The organism is Streptomyces sp. NPDC006393, assembly GCF_040628575.1.
Classification (GTDB): Bacteria; Actinomycetota; Actinomycetes; order Streptomycetales; family Streptomycetaceae; genus Streptomyces.
This window is the reverse complement of the sequence record NZ_JBEXZD010000036.1, coordinates 41605-58165: the sequence shown is the minus strand read 5'-3', so window position 1 is coordinate 58165 and position 16561 is coordinate 41605. Positions and strand designations below refer to the sequence as shown.

Below are 16561 nucleotides of genomic sequence, written 5' to 3'. Positions count from 1 at the left end.
TAGGGGCGCGGCGAGCTCATGACATACCTCACCGCGGATTTGGTTCATCGTTCAACTAAGCCGGGCGTAGGTTCATCAGTGCCCAACTCGAAGGGCACAGTCCCCGCTCCGGCTGAACCGTGCGCGGAGCGGGGCCGAGCAAGGAGGAAGATCATGAGTCGCACCTTCGTGCGCAGGGCCGCCACAGCGGTCGCATCGCTCGGCATCGCGGCAGTCTCACTTCTCGTGGCCGGCGGTTCCGCCTCGGCCGCGACCGAGCCGACGAGCCACCCCGCAGCCGTCGTCACCCATGAAGGCGGCAGCCACCATGAAGGCGGCAGCCACGGCGAGCGCGCCGACCGCCACGACGCAGACGACCGTCGTCTTGGCAGCAATCACCGGGAGGACGGCCGTTGGTGGGGCCAGTACCGCGAGCACGACCACCGTTGGAGCGGTCACCGCGGTCACGACCGTCGCTGGGACGGGTACCGCTGGTGGGAGCACAGCGGACGCGACTGGTACAGCTACGACCACGACCACCGCTACCGCTATGACGGTCACCGCCTCTACCGGTGGAACGACGACGCGTGGGTGATCTGGAACGTCGGCGGCCACTTCGACGTCCGCGTTCTCGACTGACAGGCCCTCATCACCGACTCCCGCGTCCGGGTGGGGCATCCGGGCGCGGGACGCCGCCGGTTCCCGGGCGGGGACCGGCGGCCGGCCGGGCACGCGTGAGCGGTGCCGTGTCCGAGTCAGGGTGGCATCCGGGGTCAGGGGTCGCACGCAAGGGACGGCGGGCGACCGACCGCACATGGATGCCACCCTGATCGCTGTTTCCGAGACGTGAAACGGGGTGCTGTCACCCGGTTCGGTGGGGGCCCGCCGTGCTTCCCCAAGGTGCGGCGACCTCCACCCAGTGCAACGTCCCACCTGTGCCGCATCGTTCCATGCCGTGGCCGGAGGCGAGCGCGTCCATCACGAGGGTGCCCCGGCCCCGCTCGTCCGACGGGCGGTCGGAACAGACGGATGAACCGCGCGCCGGGCCGCCGTCGGCGACTTCCACCCGTACGTGGGTCCGTCCGTCGCGGGAGAGCATCCGCCAGGTGATGCGGAGGTCCGGCAGGGCATGGCACACGGCATTGGTGACCAGCTCGGAGACGAGCACCTCCACGCGGGCCGCGAAGTCGCCGTCGAGGCCCCAGCGGTCCAGCAGACGCCGGGTCAGCCGCCGGGCCCTGCCCGGCGCGGCGAGCGAGTGCGGCAACGGGCAGGTGAGCGCCGGGCCGGCACGGCCGCGGACGGACGCCCTGGGCCGGCGCGCGGACGCGGTGTCCTTCCGCACCGGCAGACCCGCACCCGGCGTCCGGTACTGCTTCTTCTTGTCCTTGCCGGTCACTGTTCCACCAGCCTCTTCGGTTCCACCGGCCTCTCACCGGTTCCGGGTTTCCGGCAGCGGCCGGGGTGCGCTGCCCGTCGACGCGGTCAACAGTGATTGCGCATGCATCATTCCCTGCGGCGCATGCGTCATTCCCTGCTGCTACGAGGCTGTGCTCGCGTACGGCGTGGGTGCGTCGGTGGGCCGGGGTGTGGTTGCGGCGGTGGTGAACTGGTCGGCGCGGTCGAGGTCGGTCAGCAGGCGTTCGATGTCCGTCATGAGCGATCCGTAGACGTGCCAGGCGCCGGGCTCGGGGAGGGTGCCGTGGGTGATGAGGTCGGTCATCGTGGTGTGCCAGGCGGTGGCCTCGTCGATGCCCTGTCGCAGCCGGTCGCGGGCGGACGTGCTGTGGGGGCCGGCGGCGGGGCCGTGGGCGCCGAAGGAGGTGACCGCTTCTCCGGCTGCCTCCAGGGTGGTGGCGTAGCGGTCGAGGAAGAGGCGGCCGAGGTGGTGGTCGGTGTGGCGGTCGTCGACGTTGTCCGCCAGGGTCCGGGCGATGCCGCGGACCTGGAAGGAGACGTGGTGCAGGGCGCGCAGTGCCTCGGCGTGGGCGGGGGGCTGGTGCGGGCCGTGCAGGGCGCCGTGGACGGCGCAGCGGGTGTTCCAGCGCAGGCTCTCCTGCGCCCGGCCGACGTCCTCGTGGGCCTGTGTGACGAGTTCTTCCAGATGCCTGCCCGCTTCCAGCCAGGTGTGGGCGTGGTCGCCGTGGCGGCGTTCGCGCAGGCCGCGGGCCATGTCGTGCAGAAGGGAGCCCATGGCCGCGGCGAGGTCGCGCACCGATGCGTCGGAGGCGTCCAGGTGCAGCGGCGGCAGGATGAGGGCGTTGACCGCGGTGCCCGCCGCCGCACCGGCCAGGGTGGCCAGGACAGGGGCGATGACATGACCGAGGGGCGCCGCCGCGGCCACCGTCAGGGTGAGCACGGCGGTGGAGACGACCTGCAGCCGGTTGTCGGAGCCGCGGCCGCCCGCGACCAGCGCGACGGCCAGGATCGCCGCGACGCTTCCGGCCGTCGAGCCCAGCATCCACACCACCGCCGTGGCCAGCGACAGTCCCGCCGCCCGGGTGACCACGCTGCGCGCGGCCTGGGTGAGTGAGCGGTGGATGGTGGGGGCGTTGACCATGAGCAGGGCCGTGGCGACGGCGAGGTACTGCTGACCGGGCAGCCACCAGGACGCCACCTCCCACGACAGCAGCGCCGCGACCAGGCCTTTGGCGCCGCGGGTGAGCGCGGGGACCGCTCGCGTGCGGTGGTGCGGTGACCGGGCCGCGTGCAGCGGGCGCAGGACCGTGGCCGCCGCGGGCCGTCGCTTCAGGCATTTGGTTGAATCTTGCACGAATGCGATGGTTGCACGATTGGCCCCGTATGGGCAGTGGCGTGAGGCACAGCGAGGTGCGGCGATGCGGTGGGGGTGTGCCGAGTTCGGCCGCTTTGAGAGCCCGGTGGGCCGCTGGGTGAAATACCTCACCAGAGAAGAAGTTTAATCTTGTATGAAATCGGAGTAGCTTCGGCGCTGCTTCACCCCGGCCGGCCCTGGTGTCCGGTCCGCCGCCGCAGTGGAGGCCTCCCTCCGCCAGGCACCTGAAGTGGCGCCGGCGGCGGACTCCTCCCGCGAGCGGGGCCCATGTGTGCGCCCTTACGCGTGATCCGGGCCTGTTCGAGACGGCGGCCCCGCAGGGAGCGGCCCCGGGCCCCGGCATCGTCCGCGCGGGGAACTACGCACAGAGAGATCCACACCCATGGAGAGCTTCGTCGAGCAGCAATGCGAGATGCGCCTGGTCACCGCACCGGGCGGCAGCACCGCGGTACCGACCCGTCTGTCCTACAGCCCGTACGACCCGTACGCCGTGGAGGTCGCCTTCCGGTTCGGTCAGGTGTACCCGGTCACCTGGGTCTTCGCCCGTGAACTGCTGGCAGAGGGCCTGCGCGGGCCCTGCGGGCAGGGTGACGTACGGATCTGGCCCGTCCTGGGTGACGGGCGGTGCGACGTGCTGTGCCTGGCCCTGTCCGCGCCCGAGGGGAGCGCCGTGCTCGAGGTGCCGTCCGCCGTGGTGGAGCGGTGGCTGCGGCGGACCTATCAGGTGGTGCCGGCCGGCCGGGAGGCGGAGCTGCTCGACCTTGACGTCGAATTGTGCGGGTTGCTCGGGGAGGCGGCCTGAGGCCGGCGGAAGGGCCGGAGGCGACCTGGCGCGATCAGCGAATTACCGCATAACTTTCGAAAGTCTCTTGACTCTTCGAATGAGCCTGCATACAACGGTTCCGTGCTCTTCGAAGGCAGGAGCAGACGAGGACGACACCGCCAGGAGCGTGTGCGATGCGTATTGCCAATCTGTCCGGTCGGCTGGTGCTGCTGACGGACGCCGGATGGACGGACGTGGAGCGGGCCAGCCGCGGCCAGTTCTCCGCCGATCCCCAGGAGATCTTCGAGCGGTGGGACCAGTTCCGTGACTGGGCCGCTCAGGCGCCTTCGGCGGGCGACGTGCTCCTGAAGGAGTCCGAGCTGCACGCTCCGGTCCCACGGCCGCGCCAGATCCTGGCGATCGGCCTGAACTACCGCGACCACGCCGACGAGTCCGGGTTCGCCGTGCCGGAGCAGCCTCCGGTCTTCACCAAGTTCGTGTCGGCCGTCGCCGGTCCCCGCGCAGAAGTGGTCCTGCCCGACGGCAGCGTGGACTGGGAGGTCGAACTGGTCGCGGTCATCGGGCGCCACGCCTGGCAGGTGGGCGAGGACCAGGCCTGGGAGCATGTGGCGGGCCTGACCGTCGGCCAGGACATCTCCGAGCGGGACCTCCAGATGTCCGGACCCGTTCCGCAGTTCAGCCTCGGCAAGTCGTACCCCGGCTTCGCCCCCATGGGGCCGTACCTGGTCACGCCCGATGAGTTCGCCGACCCGGACAACCTCGAACTCGGTTGCGCGATCGACGGGGAGGAGGTGCAGAAGGGGCGTACCTCGGACCTGATCTTCTCCGTGCCTCAGTTGGTCGCCCGACTGTCCGCCGTACTGCCGCTGCTGCCCGGCGACGTGATCTTCACGGGCACGCCCGCCGGCGTCGGCCTGGGCCGCAGCCCGCGGCGCTTCCTTGCCGAGGGCGAGGAACTGGTGTCCTACATCGAGGGCATCGGCGAGATGCGCCACCGCATGGTCCGGGCCTGAGGGAGGGGAACGGCATGACAGGGCACGACCTCACCGAGATCACCACGTCCGTCCTGGTCGTCGGGGCCGGGCCGGCCGGGCTGACCGCCTCGGCCCTCCTCGCCCGCTCGGGCGTCGACTCCGTCACGGTGACCAAGTACCAGGGCACCGCGCACTCGCCCCGCGCCCACATCACCAACCAGCGCTCCGTCGAGATCTTCCGGGACCTCGGCATCGAGGACCGGGTGGCAGCGCTGGCCACTCCCCATCACCTGATGGGAAACAACGTCTGGGCCACCAGTTTCGCCGGCCAGGAGATCGCCCGGCTGATGACGTGGGGCACCGGCACCGACCGCAGGGCCGACTACGAGGCGGCCAGCCCTTCGCGGATGTGCAACGCGCCCCAGCACGTCCTCGAACCGGTCATCCTCGAAGCCGCCCAGGAAGCGGGCGCCGACATCCGCTTCTCCACCGAGCTGGTGCGGATCCGCCAGGACGCGGAAGGTGTCCACGCCACCGTGCGCGAGCGGACCACCGGCTCCGAGTACGTCGTCCACGCCCGGTACGTGGTCGGCGCCGACGGCGGGCGCTCCACCGTCGCCCGGCAACTCGGCTTCCGATTCGAGGGGGAGACCGGACTCGGCGCCGCCGTGAACGTCTGGCTGGAGGCCGACCTCACGCGGTACACCGCCCACCGCCCCGGAGCGCTGTACTGGATGTGCCGGCCCGGCAACGACTACTGGGTCGGCAGCGGGACGTTCGTCTGCGTCAAGCCCTGGACCGAGTGGGTCATGCTGTTCATGTACGACCCGGCCGCCGGCGAGCCCGACCTCGGCGAGGAAGCGCTGCTGGCCCGTGCGCACACCACCATCGGCGACCCCGCGGTGGACGTACGCGTCAAGGCGGTCAGCCGCTGGGAGATCAACCACATCGTCGCCGCCGAATACCGCAAGGGCAGGGCCTTCCTCGTCGGCGACGCGGCCCACCGTCACCCTCCGGCCAACGGGCTGGGCTCCAACACCTCCGTCCAGGACGCGTACAACCTGGCGTGGAAGCTTGCCGCGGTGCTGCGCGGACAGGCCGGTCCGGATCTGCTGGACAGCTACCACGAGGAGCGCCGGCCGGTCGGGCGGCAGGTCGTCGACCGGGCGATGAAGAGCGTGGCCGACATGCTGCCGATCTCCCAGGCCCTGGGATTCAAGCCCGGGCAGAGCGCGGAGGCCGGGTGGGCCGGCCTGGAGGAGCTCTTCGACGACAGCGACGCCGGCCGCAGGCGCCGAAGCGCCCTGCGCGAAGCCGTCGAGTTGCAGAACCACCAGTTCAACTGCCACGGCGTGGAGCTGGGCCAGCGTTACCGCTCGCGTGCGGTGATCGACGACGGCACACCGTACCCGCCCTTCGACCGCGATCCCGAGCTGTACTACCACCCGACCACCCACCCCGGCGCCCACCTCCCGCACGCCTGGCTCCAGCGCGGCGCCGAGCGCGTCTCCACCCTCGACCTCGCCGGCCGCGGAAACTTCTCGCTGATCACCGGGATCGGCGGTGAAGCCTGGCGGCAGGCCGCGAAGAAGATCGCCGCCGACCACGGCATGGAGCTGCCCGCTCACAGTGTCGGGCCGCGGTGCGACTACGAGGACGTGCTGGGGGACTGGGCACGGCTGAGGGAGATCGGGGACCGCGGATGCCTCCTGATCCGCCCCGACCGGCACATCGCCTGGCGCAGCCACGACCTGGACTCCGACCCCGAGCGCGCACTGCGCACCGCCCTGGACCGGGTCCTGGCCCGCCCCACGGTTCGGGGCGACTGCGTGGCCTGATCCGCACGGGAAGAGACCCATGGGGAAGGCCGATGGGAAAGGCCCTAGGAGCCGATGGGAAAGGCCCATGGGAAAGGCCGAAGGGAAAGCCCCATGGGCGGGAAGACATTCGGCGGCTCCCTGGACTTTCGACAGCGGTCACGTTATTCGAGCGCTGGTAGGCTGACGCTCATGGTGACCAAGGGCGGGAAGCAGACGCTGAGCGACGACGTCCGCTCGCGTCTGCGCTCGGACATTCTCAGCGGGCGCCTGCTGCCGGGATCCCGGCTGAAGTTCCCCGTGCTCAGCGCGCAGTACGACGTGAGCGTGAGCGTGCTGCGGGAGGCTCTGGTGCGGCTCGCCGAGCAGGGTCTGGTGCGGTCCGAGCCCCACCAGGGGTTCGTGGTGACCCCGCTGTCCCGGGAGACGCTGAGCGAGCTCACCGAGGCCCGGGTCGAGCTGGAAGCCCTCGTCCTGCGGCGCTCGGTGACCGAGGGGGACCTCGCCTGGGAGTCCGGGCTCGTGGCGGCCCATCACACGCTGGAGCGCACTCCGTACACCGCCGCGGACGACGACAGTCGCGTCGACGACGACTGGGCCGCCGCGCATGCCGCCTTCCACCGGGCGCTTCTGGCGGGCTGCGCCAACCAGAGGCTGCTCCAGATGGCCCTCGGACTGCGGGACGAGGCCGAGCTCTACCGCCGGTGGTCACAGCCGCTCGGCGACGAGCCCGGCAGGGACCTCGCGGGCGAGCACCGTCGGCTGCTGGACGCGGCACTGGCCAGGGACCCCGAGGCCGCGGTGGAGGCGCTGTGCGCCCATGTGCGGCACACCACCGAACTCCTGCTGGCGGCCGCCGACCGGCTGGAACACGATCGCTCGTCGTCACCGACGTGACGCCATGAGGTTGCACCATGGCGAGCCTGTCGGGGGCGTGTGGCGCCGCCGACCGCAGGTCACCGGCCCTGGAGGACGGCGGGACCCGGTGCCGCGGTCGCACGGCGGCTCACCGAATGGTGCCGCCGGCTTCCGGGCGGTCAGGCGTCTGCAACTGGTCGAGGATCTCGCGCAGCGACGTCAGCTGGGCCTCCGAGAGCCGGTCTGCGAACGCGCGCTCCACCACCTCGGCGTTGGTGCGGACCGCGCCGCGCAGCAGCTTCCGGCCGGCTTCGGTCAGCTGGATCGACGCCCCGCGCATGTCCTCGTCCACCGGCGCGCGGGTGATGTACCCGCGGTCCTCCAGTCTGTCGCACAGCCGGCTGACGGCACTCTGACTCAGGACGACACGGTCCTTCAGCTCGCGCAGCCGGGTCCCCTCGAGGGGGATGTTCACCAGTGTGTCGAACTCGCTGACCGAGAGCCGGTGACGTTCCGCGAGCGCACCCTCGATCTCGCGGAGCACGGCGTTGTGCACCTCCATCAGAGATCGCCACACGTCCACCTTGAACACCCTGCTGCCCGCTGCGGGCCTGCTGCGCGGCATTCCGCCTCGCCCCCTTCCGTAGGCCACGTCTTTGCGTGCGTATGCATCTATCTGCAGCGCACATCATTCTCGCAGACGGAGCCGAGGCGGGCACGACGGCTGTGACGGCCGTGGTCCGACCGGCCGTCACAACCAGACGGCCGGGGTCAGGCCTTGCCCGCGGCCGCGTGGCCGGCCATGACCGCCCCGTAGAAGGGCATGGCGAGGGTGCCGAAGATCTCGGCGGTGCCGGCGCCACCGGGGGTCTTCCAGTCACGCAGCAGCTCCGAGATGACACCCACGGTGGAGTTGAGGGTGACGCCGGCCTCCCGCAGGCGGATCAGTGAGGTCTCCCGGGCCAGGACGTTGGTGGTGCCGGAGGCGTCCGGCACCGCGTGCACGGCGTAGCCGCGCGCCGTGGCCGACAGGGACGCGAACATCAGGCACACGTCGGTGATCACGCCGGCGACGACGAGATGGGGCCGGTTCATGGCCCGCACCGCCTCCGCGAAGGCCGGGTCGTCGAAGGCGTCTACCTCACCGTTTCGATGGATCACCGGTGCCTCGTCCGGCAGTTCGGCGATCAGCTCGGGCAGGAGCGGACCGTTGGGGCCCTGAGGGGCGGAGGTGGTGGCCACGACCGGCATGCCGAAGACCTTCGCGGCCCGCGCCAGGGCCTGGGCGTTGCGCCGGACCTCGTTCTGATCGTGGTCCTGCACGCCCAGTATCAGCCCGCTCTGGTGGTCGACCAGCAGGATGCCGGTGTTCTCCGGCGTCAGGCGGTGGTTGGGGTAGCTGTTCTCGATGCTCATGGCGTCTTCCTGTGGATGGGTGACTCATCGGCACAAGCGCCCGGCGGCTGGTGCGCGCCGGGCTCCTCTGCCTGTTCGCGCTACGATGTAGATGGTTGCGCATGCATCAAAACGACGCAAGCGGCGCATCTGTTCCGTTGTGTCCGAAGTGGCCTCCGAAGCGGCCGGCCGCCATCCCGGCATCGGGCTCGTCGCCTGCGCTTATGTGCGAACTTCAAGATAACTTTCGAAACTTCATTGACTCGCCGAATGTGGTGCCGTACACATGGGGAATCGAGATGAACGCCGATGGGCGCGGATCGCAGGCACCGGACGCGCATACCGCGAGCGCGGGCGGAGGACATCTCGGAGGCGGGACCACCCCCGGCCCGGCGCCGGGCGACGAGTCCCCCAGCCAAGAGCGGAGCATCCGCGAGACGCCTGACGAACGGTCCCGGAGCGATCGCCCGAGACCCCTCAGCACCCGACAAGGAGTGTGGAACGATGCCGCTCCACCGACTCAATTCCCTCGTGATCGGAGTCCCCGATGTCGAGGAAACAGCCGCCTACTACGCCGAGTTCGGCCTGACGCCGGACGACGAGGGCTGGTTCACCACGGCCGACGGCGGGCAGCAGTTGAAGATCGTGCACGCTCCTACGCGACGCCTGGTCGAGGTGAACATCGGCGCGGACGATCAGGACGACCTCGACCGGATCGCGCACCGGCTCGCGCGGCTGGAGCTCGACGTCCGGCACGAGGACGGCGCTCTCGTGACGGACGAGCCGGTCGCGGGATTCCGCGCCGTGGTGCGGGTCGCCGACCGGATCCGGCAGGCCGAGGAACCGCCCACCCCCTACAACGGACCCGGCCGCATCGAACGCACGGACGGCCGAGCGCCCGGGCTCCTGCGGCAGCACCCCGTCCGGCCCCGCAAGCTCGGCCACGTCGTCGTGGGCTCGGTCGACCACGAGGCCACCCAGCGGTTCTTCACCGACGGGCTCGGATTCAAGGTCAGCGACTCCATCAAGGGCCACGGCGCGTTCATGCGCTGCTCCACGGACCACCACAACGTCCTGGTCGTCAAGGCCCCCGTGAACTTCCTGCACCACACCTCCTGGCAGGTCGAGGACATCGACGAGGTCGGGCGCGGTGCCTTCACGATGCTCGAGAACCACCCGGAACGCCATGTGTGGGGGCTCGGCCGACATCACGCGGGGTCGAACTTCTTCTGGTACCTGAAGGACCCCGCCGGCAACTTCTCCGAGTACTACTCCGACATGGACTGCATCGTCGACGACCAGCTCTGGACGCCCGAGGACCTGGAGGGCGCCCTGGGGCTGTTCAACTGGGGACCGCCTCCGCCCCCGTCGTTCCTGCATCCCGACGACCTCGCGGGCCTGATGACCGGCGCACACCAGGCGTAGATCCCGTGCTCGCCATCCCCTCACTCCAGCGATTGCCCGACAGAGAGGTCGACGCTTCCATGCCTGTAGTCGAAACCGACGTACTGGTCGTCGGTGCCGGGCCGGCGGGCCTGACCGCCTCCGCGCTGCTCGCGCGCCGCGGGGTCGACGCGGTCACCGTCACCAAGTACCCGACCACGGCGCACACGCCCCGTGCGCACATCACCAACCAGCGCGCGATGGAGGTCTATCGCGACCTGGGAATCGAAGATCGCATCCGAACCGTCGCCGTACCGCGCGACGCGATGGGCGACAACGTATGGGCCACGAGCTTCGCCGGACAGGAACTCGCCCGGATGAAGGCCTGGGGCACCGGTGCCCGGCGCAAGGCCGACTACGAGGCGGCCAGCCCGTGCGAGATGCACAACGTGGGACAGCACCTGCTGGAGCCGGTCATCCTCGACGCGGCCCTGAGCCACGGGGCGGACATCCGTTTCTCCACCGAGCTGGTCGACATCACCCAGGACGACGACGCCGTGTACGGCACGGTGCGCGACCGGAAAACGGGGGAGAACTACACGATCAAGGCGCGGTATGCGATCGGCAGTGACGGTGGCAGGAGCACGGTCGCCGAGCGGCTCGGATTCCCCATGGAGGGGGAGACCGGGCTGGGCCACGCGGTCAACGTGTGGCTCGAGGCGGATCTCACCGAGTACCGGGCACACCGGCCCGGGACGCTGTTCTTCACCATCCAGCCCGGCAAGGACTTCTGGCTCGGCTCCGGCACCTACGTCTGCATCGAACCGTGGACCGAGTGGGTCCTGATCGTCGTGTACGACCCCGCGGTGGAGCAGATCGACCTCAGTGAAGAGGCCATGCTCGCCCGGGTGCACGCGACCATAGGCGACCCCTCCGTCGAGGTGCGGATCAAGGACGTCAGCCAGTGGCAGATGAACCACGTCATCGCCACCGAGTACCGCAAGGGACGCGTGTTCCTCGCCGGCGACGCGGCCCATCGGCATCCGCCGGCCAATGGACTCGGCAGCAACACCTCGGTGCAGGACTCCTACAACCTGGCCTGGAAGATCGCGCTCGCGGTCCAGGGCAAGGCGGGGGACAGGCTGCTCGACAGCTATCACGCCGAGCGTCATCCGGTCGGCAGGCAGGTGATCGACCGCGCGCTCAAGAGCGTCGGCCTGGTCGCCCGGATCCCCTCCGTGCTCGGCGTGCGCTCGGGCCAGACCGATGAGGAGGGGAAAGCCGCACTCGCCGAGTTCTTCAGCCCGGGCGAGGAGGGCAGAAAGAGACGCCGCCGGCTCGAGGAGGTGCTGGAGGAGAACAACCACCACTTCAACGCCCACGGCGTGGAACTCGGACAGCGCTACCGCTCCGGTGCCGTCGTCGGCGATGGGACCGACGAACCGTCGTACACCCGCGACCCCGAGCTGTACTACCACCCCACGACCCATCCCGGTGCCTGCCTGCCGCACGCCTGGCTCGAACACGAGGGCCGGCGGATCTCCACCCTCGACCTCGCCGGCGGCGACCGTTTCGCCCTGATCACCGGCATCGGCGGCGAGCCGTGGCTGCGGGCCGCCGAGGAGATCTCCGCCGAACTGGGCGTGGAGATCGCCGGCCGGCCCGTGGGCCGCCGGCTGACGTACGACGACGTGTACGGCGACTGGGGCCGGCTCAGAGAAGTGGACGAGGACGGCTGCCTCCTCGTACGCCCCGACCGGCACATCGCCTGGCGCTCGCAGGACCTCGTCCGCGATCCCGTCCGGTCCCTGCGCCAGGTCATGCGGCAGGTTCTCGGTCACAACTGATCACTGCGAAGGGAATCATCGACATGGACCTGGGTCTTCTCCTGCTGCGCCTGCTCCTCGGCGGACTGCTCTTCGGCCATGGCGCGCAGAAGATGTTCGGGTGGTTCGGCGGCTTCGGCCCCACGGGCACCGCCGGTGTCTTCGAGTCATGGGGACTGAGGCCTGGCAAGGCCTTGGTCGTAGTGGCCGCCTGCTGTGAACTGACCGCCGCCGCATCGATGGCCCTCGGTCTGGTGCCCGTCCTGGGGGCGGCGGTCGCGCTGGGCACGATGCTGGTCGCGGTCTCGGTCAATGTCTCCAAGGGGATCTGGGCCCAGGCCGGCGGCTACGAACTGCCCCTCGTCTACGGGGTCCTCGCGGCCGGACTCGGCTTCACGGGCCCAGGCCGGTGGTCGCTCGATCACACGCTGGGGCTGGACGATCTGGCCGGCGCCCGCTGGGGCGCGGCAGCCGTCGCCCTCGGCCTGGTCGCCGGCCTGATCCTGGTCGGCCACGCGACGCGGCACCGTCCGCCCACAGCCGCGTGACTCGGCCATGTCGTCCCCGGCGGACATCCCCGCTCCGACCCCCCGCTCCGACCGACAGAATCCGACCGACAGAAAAGGAACACCAGCCATGGTGGAAGCAGGCCGTCATGTCGTCGTCATCGGCGGCACCAAAGGACTCGGCTACGAGGTGGCCCGGGCCAGTGTGGCGCGCGGAGCGCGCGTCACCATCACCGGGCGGGACGAGGCGGCGGCGAAAGAGCGCGCGCAGGACCTGGGTGACCTGGCCGTCGGTGCCGCGTGCGAACTGACGGACTGGGACTCCATCGGCAGGCTGTTCGCCGGCGTGGACGTCGTCGACCACCTCGTCCTCACCGCGCTGGACCGCGACTTCAACACCATCGCGGACTTCCGCCCCGACGACTGCGCACGTACGTCCCTGATGAAGACCGTCGGGTACGCCACGGCCGTCCACGAGGCCCTGCCGAAGTTCTCCGACGACGCGTCGGTGGTGATGTTCAGCGGACTGTCCATGTGGCGCCCCGTACCGGGCTCGACGACCATCTCGATGGCCAACTCGGGGATCATCGGACTGGTCAACTCGCTCGCCGTGGAAGTCCCGCCGGTGCGGGTGAACGCGATCACCCCGGGCGTCGTCGCCGGCACGGCGGCGGTGGACGAGGCGGACGAAGTACGCCGGGACTGGTTCGAGGCCATGCGCCGGCGCACGCCCGCCAAGCGTCTGCCGACCACCGAGGACATCGTGGCCTCGGTGATGCTCCTGCTGGACTGCCCCGGCATCAACGGCGCCAACCTCGTCGTCGACGCGGGCATGCACCTCGTCTGATCCCCATGCACACACCGCCCGAATTCCCCGCCCGGGGGGCTTCACGGGCTCCAAGCCCCTTCTTCACGAAAGCAGATGCCGAGATGACCGACACCACTGCCCGCGAGGCCCGCGAGGCCCGCGAGGACCGCAAGGCCGTCGCCGTGGCCTACTTCAAGCGCATGGACGCCGGACGCGACTTCACCGACCTGTTCGCCGACGACGCGTACGTGTACTTCCCCAAGCACGCGCCCGCCCGGGGCATCGACGAGGTCCGGCGGCTCTTCGCGGACGTCTTCGTGCTGTTCAGGTCGGTGGTGCACGAGGTGGCCTACTTCAACTACGTCGTCCAGGGCGACCATGTGGTCGTCGAGGGCACCACGCACGGTGTGCTCGCCGACGGCACCCCATGGCGTGCCACCGAAGGACTCGGCGGACGCTTCTGCAACGTCTTCGAGATCCGGGACGGCAGGATCCAGCGACTCCACATCCACCTGGACCCCGACTACGGCGACGCGGACACCGCGCGCTACCCCTGGCTCGACGCCGCTTCCTGACCGCGCGCCCGCCGCGGCGGGCGTACCGAGACGCAATGCCATGAAAGGGAACACCAGCCCATGGACAAAGTCTGGGAGACGGCCGCCGACGCGGTCCGGGACATCGGCGACGGAGCCACACTCGCCGTCGGGGGCTTCGGCCTGAGCGGCACACCCGGCGTTCTGATACAGGCACTCCATGAACAGGGGGCCACGTCCCTGAGCGTCGTCTCCAACAACTGCGGCGTGGACGACCGGGGGCTCGGCATCCTGCTGGCGGCCGGACGGATCGCGCGCGTCACGGGTTCGTACGTCGGCGAGAACAAGGAGTTCGCCCGGCAGTACCTCGGCGGCGAACTCGAGGTCGAACTCGTGCCCCAGGGAACGCTCGCCGAGCGGTTGCGGGCCGGTGGCTGCGGCATTCCCGCGTTCTTCACCCCGGCCGGTGTCGGCACCCAGGTCGCGGACGGCGGGCTCCCGTGGCGTCACGGCGCGGACGGGTCCGTGGCCGTCGCCTCGCCACCCAAGGAGGTACGGGACTTCGGCGGCCGCTCGTACGTGCTGGAGCACGGCATCACCACCGACTTCGCCCTCGTGCGGGCCGCGAAGGGCGACCGCCACGGAAACCTGGTCTTCCGCCGCTCCGCCCGGAACTTCAACCCGCTCGCCGCGATGGCGGGCCGCGTCACGCTCGCCGAGGTCGAAGAGCTCGTCGAGCCCGGCGACCTGGACCCGGACGAGGTCCACCTCCCCGGTGTCTTCGTCCAGCGGGTCGTACCTCTGACGCCGCGACAGGCGGCGGACAAACAGATCGAACGGCGCACGGTCCGCGCGCCCTGGGCACGGGAGACGGTGCGACGCTGATGGCCTGGAGCAGGGACCAGATGGCCGCCCGGGCGGCGGCGGAGCTGACGGACGGCTCGTACGTGAACCTCGGGATCGGCCTGCCCACGCTGGTGCCGAACTTCCTGCCGGCCGGCGTGGACGTGGTACTCCAGTCCGAGAACGGCATCCTCGGCGTGGGGCCGTACCCGCACGAGGACGAGGTCGACCCCGACCTGATCAACGCGGGGAAGGAGACGGTCACCGTCCGGCCGGGCGCGTCCTTCTTCGACTCCTCGCTCTCCTTCGGCATGATCCGCGGCGGCCACATCGACGCCGCGGTCCTCGGCGCCATGCAGGTCTCGGCGCGCGGTGACCTGGCCAACTGGATGATCCCCGGCAGGATGGTCAAGGGCATGGGCGGGGCGATGGACCTCGTCCACGGCGCCCGCCGGGTCATCGTGCTCATGGAGCACACCGCCAAGGACGGCTCCCCGAAGATCGTCCCCGAGTGCGGTCTGCCGCTGACCGGCCGGAGGTGTGTCCACCGCGTCATCACCGACCTCGGCGTCCTGGACGTCACCGGCGAAGGGCTCGCCCTCGTCGAGACGGCCCCCGGTGTCACCGCCGGCCAGGTCGCCGAGCGGACCGCCGCGCCCCTGCGCGTCGACGTCTGACGCGCCCCTGGACGGCTCACCGGTCCGCAGACCCGGACAGCCGCGGACCGGTGAGCCCTGAACGCCTTTTCGACGATGGGGGAGTACAATTTTCACCGTCCGGTGAATTATGTGCGATGAAGTGCTGCTCTCCTGAGAGGCAGGGCTGAGATGGAGCGGACCACGTGCTGTGTGGTCGGCGGCGGTCCCGCGGGCATGGTGCTCGCGCTGCTGCTGGCCCGGGCCGGCATCGCCGTGACGGTGCTGGAGAAGCACGGCGACTTCCTGCGTGACTTCCGCGGCGACACCGTGCACCCCTCGACGCTGGCCCTGCTGGACGACCTGGGTCTGGCGCGGCGCTTCGCCGAGCTGCCCCAGCGGCGGGTGCGCACCGTCCAGCTGCCCGTCGGGGCGGACCGGTCGATGGTGACGGTCGCGGACCTCTCCGTACTGCGCGGGCGCTACGACTACGTGGCGATGGTGCCCCAGTGGGACCTGCTGGACCTGCTCGCCGAGGAGGCCGGCCGCGAACCCGACTTCCGCCTGCGGATGAGCACCGAGGCGACCTCCTTCCTGGTCGAGCGCGGGCGGGTCACCGGGGTGCGCTACCGCACCGCCGACGGCGGCACGGGGGAGCTGCGCGCCCACCTCACGGTCGCCTGCGACGGGCGGGGTTCACTGGCCCGCTCCCGTCCGGAACTGGGACTGCGCCGCTTCGACTGTCCGATGGACGCCTGGTGGTTCCGCCTTCCGCGGCACGAGGACGACCCGAGCGGACTCGTCGGCGCCACGGGCGACCGCTTCCTGACCGCGATGATCGACCGCGGCGACTACTGGCAGTGCGCCGCGCTCATCCCCAAGGGCAGCGACGCCGAACGCCGCGCCGCCGGCCTCGAGACCTTCCGGGCCGGCTACGCCGCCGCCGTCCCCTGGATCGCCGACCGCACCCATGTGCTGCGCTCCTGGGACGAGGTCAAGCTCCTCGACGTGCGGCTGGACCGTCTGCGCCGCTGGCACCGCCCCGGCCTCCTCTGCATCGGCGACGCCGCGCACGCGATGTCCCCGGTCTTCGGCATCGGCATCAACCTCGCCGTGGAGGACGCCGTAGCCGCAGCCCGACACCTGATCCGGCCGCTGCGCGACGGGGCCGTGGGCCTGAGCGACGTGCGCGGTGTCCAGCGCCGGCGCCGGCCCACCACGGTCGCGACACAGGCGCTCCAGCGGATCGCCCACGCCGGATTCATCGCCCCCGTCCTGCAAGGGCGGCAACCCCTCGGCAGCGCGGACCGGGCCCGGCGCGTCGCGGGTCTGCTCGCCGGATCCCCGCTGGTACGCCGCCTCCCCGCGTATTTCATCGGATACGGCGCCCTGCGGGAGCACCCGCCGGACGCCGCGCTCCGCTAGG

The 16561-nt window shown here is 70.7% G+C and carries 17 protein-coding genes; 13 read left to right on the top strand and 4 right to left on the bottom strand.

Annotated features, from left to right (window positions below; translation table 11 throughout):
- Positions 1 to 153: 153 nt before the first annotated feature.
- Positions 154 to 618, top strand: a complete 465-nt coding sequence (locus tag ABZ484_RS17485; RefSeq protein WP_358866759.1) for a hypothetical protein — start codon at positions 154 to 156, stop codon at positions 616 to 618.
- 223 nt (positions 619 to 841) lie between these two features.
- Here ABZ484_RS17485 and ABZ484_RS17480 read toward each other — a convergent pair whose 3' ends face one another.
- Positions 842 to 1378 (bottom strand): ATP-binding protein, encoded by a 537-nt coding sequence (locus ABZ484_RS17480; protein WP_358866758.1) that lies wholly within the window; start codon positions 1376 to 1378, stop codon positions 842 to 844.
- A 141-nt stretch (positions 1379 to 1519) separates the two neighbouring features.
- Positions 1520 to 2752, bottom strand: a complete 1233-nt coding sequence (locus ABZ484_RS17475) for a hypothetical protein (RefSeq protein WP_358866757.1) — start codon at positions 2750 to 2752, stop codon at positions 1520 to 1522.
- A 403-nt stretch (positions 2753 to 3155) separates the two neighbouring features.
- Here ABZ484_RS17475 and ABZ484_RS17470 point away from each other — a divergent pair, with 403 nt between their 5' ends.
- From ABZ484_RS17470 to ABZ484_RS17455, 4 genes are all read left to right on the top strand, one after another.
- Positions 3156 to 3575 (top strand): SsgA family sporulation/cell division regulator, encoded by a 420-nt coding sequence (locus ABZ484_RS17470; RefSeq protein ID WP_358866756.1) that lies wholly within the window; start codon positions 3156 to 3158, stop codon positions 3573 to 3575.
- A gap of 155 nt (positions 3576 to 3730) precedes the next feature.
- Entirely contained in the window at positions 3731 to 4570 is an 840-nt protein-coding gene (locus ABZ484_RS17465) for a fumarylacetoacetate hydrolase family protein (protein WP_358866755.1), read from the top strand.
- Between the two features lie 14 nt (positions 4571 to 4584).
- The gene (locus ABZ484_RS17460) at positions 4585 to 6369 is read left to right on the top strand and encodes an FAD-dependent monooxygenase (RefSeq protein ID WP_358866754.1); all 1785 of its coding nucleotides are present in this window, start codon (positions 4585 to 4587) and stop codon (positions 6367 to 6369) included.
- A gap of 171 nt (positions 6370 to 6540) precedes the next feature.
- Positions 6541 to 7245, top strand: a complete 705-nt coding sequence (locus ABZ484_RS17455; RefSeq protein ID WP_358866753.1) for a GntR family transcriptional regulator — start codon at positions 6541 to 6543, stop codon at positions 7243 to 7245.
- A 109-nt stretch (positions 7246 to 7354) separates the two neighbouring features.
- Here ABZ484_RS17455 and ABZ484_RS17450 read toward each other — a convergent pair whose 3' ends face one another.
- Entirely contained in the window at positions 7355 to 7831 is a 477-nt protein-coding gene (locus ABZ484_RS17450) for a MarR family transcriptional regulator (RefSeq protein ID WP_358866752.1), read from the bottom strand.
- Between the two features lie 146 nt (positions 7832 to 7977).
- Positions 7978 to 8622, bottom strand: a complete 645-nt coding sequence (locus ABZ484_RS17445) for an isochorismatase family protein (protein WP_358866751.1) — start codon at positions 8620 to 8622, stop codon at positions 7978 to 7980.
- 483 nt (positions 8623 to 9105) lie between these two features.
- Here ABZ484_RS17445 and ABZ484_RS17440 point away from each other — a divergent pair, with 483 nt between their 5' ends.
- From ABZ484_RS17440 to ABZ484_RS17405, 8 genes are all read left to right on the top strand, one after another.
- Positions 9106 to 10026: a VOC family protein gene (locus tag ABZ484_RS17440; RefSeq protein ID WP_358866750.1), complete on the top strand. Its 921-nt coding sequence runs from the start codon at positions 9106 to 9108 to the stop codon at positions 10024 to 10026.
- A gap of 59 nt (positions 10027 to 10085) precedes the next feature.
- Complete coding sequence (locus ABZ484_RS17435; protein WP_358866749.1) at positions 10086 to 11831, top strand: FAD-dependent monooxygenase; 1746 nt, start codon at positions 10086 to 10088, stop codon at positions 11829 to 11831.
- A gap of 23 nt (positions 11832 to 11854) precedes the next feature.
- The gene (locus tag ABZ484_RS17430) at positions 11855 to 12358 is read left to right on the top strand and encodes a DoxX family protein (RefSeq protein ID WP_358866748.1); all 504 of its coding nucleotides are present in this window, start codon (positions 11855 to 11857) and stop codon (positions 12356 to 12358) included.
- Between the two features lie 88 nt (positions 12359 to 12446).
- Positions 12447 to 13163 carry an SDR family oxidoreductase gene (locus tag ABZ484_RS17425; protein WP_358866747.1) on the top strand — a complete coding sequence of 239 codons (717 nt, stop codon included), beginning with the start codon at positions 12447 to 12449 and terminating at the stop codon, positions 13161 to 13163.
- An 83-nt stretch (positions 13164 to 13246) separates the two neighbouring features.
- On the top strand, positions 13247 to 13699 hold the full coding sequence (locus ABZ484_RS17420) for a nuclear transport factor 2 family protein (protein ID WP_358866746.1): 453 nt from the start codon (positions 13247 to 13249) through the stop codon (positions 13697 to 13699).
- A gap of 60 nt (positions 13700 to 13759) precedes the next feature.
- Entirely contained in the window at positions 13760 to 14542 is a 783-nt protein-coding gene (locus tag ABZ484_RS17415) for a CoA transferase subunit A (protein ID WP_358866745.1), read from the top strand.
- Positions 14542 to 15177, top strand: a complete 636-nt coding sequence (locus ABZ484_RS17410) for a CoA transferase subunit B (protein WP_358866744.1) — start codon at positions 14542 to 14544, stop codon at positions 15175 to 15177. The genes ABZ484_RS17415 and ABZ484_RS17410 overlap by 1 nt, the downstream gene beginning before the upstream one ends.
- A 150-nt stretch (positions 15178 to 15327) precedes the next feature.
- A complete protein-coding gene (locus ABZ484_RS17405; RefSeq protein WP_358866743.1) occupies positions 15328 to 16560 on the top strand; it encodes an FAD-dependent oxidoreductase in 1233 nt (410 codons plus the stop codon).
- Position 16561: the final 1 nt, after the last annotated feature.

Bases quoted from the DNA above. Each gene is read 5' to 3' on its own strand.
- ABZ484_RS17420 (WP_358866746.1), top strand. From the start codon at position 13,247: ATGACCGACACCACTGCCCGCGAGGCCCGCGAGGCCCGCGAGGACCGC.
- ABZ484_RS17450 (WP_358866752.1), bottom strand. From the start codon at position 7,831: ATGCCGCGCAGCAGGCCCGCAGCGGGCAGCAGGGTGTTCAAGGTGGAC.
- ABZ484_RS17485 (WP_358866759.1), top strand. From the start codon at position 154: ATGAGTCGCACCTTCGTGCGCAGGGCCGCCACAGCGGTCGCATCGCTC.
- ABZ484_RS17445 (WP_358866751.1), bottom strand. From the start codon at position 8,622: ATGAGCATCGAGAACAGCTACCCCAACCACCGCCTGACGCCGGAGAAC.
- ABZ484_RS17465 (WP_358866755.1), top strand. From the start codon at position 3,731: ATGCGTATTGCCAATCTGTCCGGTCGGCTGGTGCTGCTGACGGACGCC.
- ABZ484_RS17425 (WP_358866747.1), top strand. From the start codon at position 12,447: ATGGTGGAAGCAGGCCGTCATGTCGTCGTCATCGGCGGCACCAAAGGA.
- ABZ484_RS17410 (WP_358866744.1), top strand. From the start codon at position 14,542: ATGGCCTGGAGCAGGGACCAGATGGCCGCCCGGGCGGCGGCGGAGCTG.
- ABZ484_RS17470 (WP_358866756.1), top strand. From the start codon at position 3,156: ATGGAGAGCTTCGTCGAGCAGCAATGCGAGATGCGCCTGGTCACCGCA.
- ABZ484_RS17460 (WP_358866754.1), top strand. From the start codon at position 4,585: ATGACAGGGCACGACCTCACCGAGATCACCACGTCCGTCCTGGTCGTC.
- ABZ484_RS17455 (WP_358866753.1), top strand. From the start codon at position 6,541: ATGGTGACCAAGGGCGGGAAGCAGACGCTGAGCGACGACGTCCGCTCG.
- ABZ484_RS17435 (WP_358866749.1), top strand. From the start codon at position 10,086: ATGCCTGTAGTCGAAACCGACGTACTGGTCGTCGGTGCCGGGCCGGCG.
- ABZ484_RS17415 (WP_358866745.1), top strand. From the start codon at position 13,760: ATGGACAAAGTCTGGGAGACGGCCGCCGACGCGGTCCGGGACATCGGC.
- ABZ484_RS17430 (WP_358866748.1), top strand. From the start codon at position 11,855: ATGGACCTGGGTCTTCTCCTGCTGCGCCTGCTCCTCGGCGGACTGCTC.
- ABZ484_RS17405 (WP_358866743.1), top strand. From the start codon at position 15,328: ATGGAGCGGACCACGTGCTGTGTGGTCGGCGGCGGTCCCGCGGGCATG.
- ABZ484_RS17440 (WP_358866750.1), top strand. From the start codon at position 9,106: ATGCCGCTCCACCGACTCAATTCCCTCGTGATCGGAGTCCCCGATGTC.